Origin of the sequence: Streptomyces sp. MBT65 (assembly GCF_016612545.1) — a bacterium.
Classification (GTDB): domain Bacteria; phylum Actinomycetota; class Actinomycetes; order Streptomycetales; family Streptomycetaceae; genus Streptomyces.
Genome location: NZ_JAENRY010000509.1, coordinates 1 through 3,258 on the forward strand (window position 1 = coordinate 1; position 3,258 = coordinate 3,258).

2 protein-coding genes are annotated in these 3,258 nt (G+C 73.1%); one reads left to right on the forward strand and one right to left on the reverse strand.

Features of this window, described 5'->3' with window-relative positions; translation table 11 throughout:
• Positions 1-1,221, reverse strand: a 1,221-nt coding sequence (locus JHN63_RS49340) for a sensor histidine kinase (protein WP_200691669.1), incomplete at its 3' end; no start/stop codon positions are given.
• Between the two features lie 199 nt (positions 1,222-1,420).
• Here JHN63_RS49340 and JHN63_RS49345 point away from each other — a divergent pair.
• On the forward strand, positions 1,421-3,258 hold a 1,838-nt coding region (locus tag JHN63_RS49345), incomplete at its 3' end, for an FAD-binding and (Fe-S)-binding domain-containing protein (protein ID WP_200691670.1).

Sequence of the window (3,258 nt, forward strand, 5' to 3'; positions counted from 1 at the left end):
GCGCGCGGCGGCACGGGCGTCCTGGGGCACCAGGATGTCCTGCGGGATGAGCATCAGGACGCCCGTGCCGCCGCGCGCGGAGGGCCGGTACGACACCTTCAGCCCGTACTTGCGGGCCAGCCGGCCGACGACCGCGAGGCCGAGCCGGGTGCCGGTGAGGCCGCCGAGTTCGGTGGAGTCGCCGGACACCGAGCGTTCGGCGCGGCGCAGTTGGATGTCGCCCATGACCAGGCCGCTGTCCTCCACGGAGAGGATGACGCCGGCGGGCACCTCTTCGACGTAGACATGCACTTCGGCGCTCGGCGGCGAGAAGTTCGCGGCGTTGTCGAGGAGTTCGGCGAGCGCGTGCATCACGCCCTCGGCCGCGTGCCCGGCGACGGCGGTGTCGCTCGCGGAGTGCACGCGCACCCGCTGGTAGCCGCTGATCCGGCCCATCGCGCCGCGCAGGATCGACTCCATGGCGATCGGGCGGGCCCAACGGCGGCCGGAGCGGGCGCCGGTGAGGACGGCGACGGAGTCGGCGATGCGGCCCGCCTGCGCGGTGCGGTGGTCGAGGTGGAGCAGGTCGGCGAGGACGTCCTCGTCCGAGTGCCGCTCCTCCATGGTGCGCAGGTCGGCGAGCATGCCGGTGGCCAGGGCCTGCATCCGGCCCGCCGCGTTGGCGGTCGCGGAGAGCGCGGCGGCGCGCTCCTGGGAGTCCCGGCGGGCCCGCTCGGTCAACTGCTTGTTCTCGGCGCTGAGTCGGGCGCGCTCCAGGGAGTTCTCCTCCGTGAGGCGGCTGCGCTCCTCCGCGAAGGAGGTGGTGAGCCGCAGCCGCTCCTGGGAGAACTCGGAGGTCAACCGGGCGCGCTCCTGCGAGAGTTCGGCGGTCAGCCGGGCCCGCTCGTGGGTCAGCTCCTCGGTCAGCTGGACGCGCTCACGGTCGAAGTCCGTGCTCAGCCGGGCCCGTTCCTGCAGCAGCCGCCCCGCGTCCAGGGTGACGGCCTCGAGCCGGCGGCGGGTGATACGGGCCGTCTGGTACGCGTGCGCGGCGAGCGCGACGGCCGCGCAGAGCAGCAGCGCGCCGGCGCCCGCACCGCAGGCGACCGCGAGGCGTTTCGCGTCGGGTGTCACATAGACCGCGCCGACGACCGCGAGCCCGGCCAGTACCGCGGTGAACAGCGGGGCGGGGGCGATCGTGCGGAAGGTGGGCCGTTCGCCGGAAAGTATGGGGGCGGTCATGAAGGGGGTCCTCGGTCGGGTCCTCGGGCGTCTTTGGTCGTGGTCCTCAGTCGTCCTCGGTCGTGTCCTCGGGGGGTGCTCGTCGGGTTCCTGGGCGAGAAGCGACACCGGGTGCTCAACTGACGGTCACTATATGAGAGTTAGTGATCGAACTGGGGAGGTTCTGGATGCGTTTACAGAATCCCTTCATGCTGGGGGCATGGGTGATCTTGAGGCGGAGCTGACGAGGACCGTCCGGGGCGAGGTCGGCTTCGACGTCACGTCCCGGGCGCTGACGACGATGGACGCGTCCAACTACCGACGCGTCCCGCTCGGGGTCGTCGCGCCGCGTGACGCGGACGACGTGGCGGCCGTGCTCGCGGTCTGCCGGGCGCACGGGGTGCCGGTCGTGGCGCGCGGCGGCGGCACGTCGATCGCCGGCCAGGCGACGGGCACGGGCGTGGTCCTCGACTTCACCCGCCACATGAACGGTCTGGTGTCCCTGGACCCCGTCTCCCGCACGGCGGTCGTGCAGCCCGGACTGGTCCTCGACCACCTCCAACAGACCGCCGCCGCCCACGGGTTGCGCTTCGGCCCCGACCCCTCGACCCACAGCCGCTGCACCCTCGGCGGCATGATCGGCAACAACTCCTGCGGCTCCCACTCGGTCGCCTGGGGCACCACGGCGGACAACGTGGCTGAACTCTCCGTGACCACCGCGCGAGGCGACCGCCTGACGCTCGGCCGCGACTGGTCGGGCGCCCCGCAGGGCCTACGCCCGCTCGTGGAGGCCGAGTTGGCCCGCCTGCGCACCGGCTTCCCGGACCTCCCCCGCCGTATCTCGGGCTACGCCCTGGACGCCCTCCTCCCCGAGAACGGCGCGGACGTCGCCCGCTCCTTCTGCGGCAGCGAGGGCACCTTGGGCATCCTCACGGAGGCGGTCGTACGACTCGTCGAGGCACCCCGCGCGCGTGCCCTCGCCGTGCTGGCCTACGCCGACGAGAGCGCGGCGGCGGAGGCGGCGGCGGGCCTGCTGGTCCATGCCCCGCTCACCGTCGAGGGGATGGCCGCCGACCTGGTCCGCTCCACGGCCGAACTCCCCCGGGGCGGCGCCTGGCTGTTCGTGGAGACCGGCGGCGACACGGCGGCGGAGGCACGCGCGCGTGCGGAGACGATCGTCCGCGCGGCCGACGTCCTCGACTCCCTGGTGGTGACGGACCCTTCAGACCAACGCGCCCTGTGGCGCATCCGCGAGGACGCGAGCGGCACGGCGACGCGGATGCCTGGGGGCACCTCCCAGCCCCCTGGGGCTGGGGGAGGTTCGGAGGCATGGCCGGGCTGGGAGGACTGCGCGGTACCACCGGCTCGACTGGGCGCGTATCTCAGGGACTTCAGGGAGCTGCTGACTGCCTACGGCCTGCGGGGCACGCCGTACGGCCACTTCGGGGACGGCTGCATCCACGTCCGCATCGACTTCGACCTGCTGACGTCGGCGGGGGTCGCTCGCTTCCGGGGATTCTCGGAGGAGCTGGCCGAGTTGGTGGTGGCGCACGGCGGCTCGCTCTCCGGGGAGCACGGGGACGGGCAGGCACGGGCGGAGCTGCTGCCTCGGATGTACGGCACCGAGATGGTGACCCTGTTCGAGCGAGCGAAGGGGATCTGGGACCCGGACGACCTCCTCAACCCCGGCATGCTGGTCCGCCCCGCCCCCCTGGACACGAACCTCCGCTTCTCGGTCCTGCCCCGAGAGCCGGTGGACGTGGTCTTCGGCTACCCGTCCGACGGCGGCGACTTCTCGGCGGCGGTACGGCGGTGCGTTGGGGTGGCCAAGTGCCGTACGAAGGAGGCGTCCGGGCCGTCGGTGATGTGCCCGTCGTTCCGCGCGACGGGCGAGGAGCAGCACTCCACGCGCGGGCGCGCCCGACTCCTGCACGAGATGCTCGCGGGCGAACTGGTCACCGACGGCTGGCGGTCGACGGAGGTCCGGGACGCGCTGGACCTGTGCCTGTCGTGCAAGGGCTGCCGCACGGACTGCCCGGTCGGCGTCGACATGGCCAC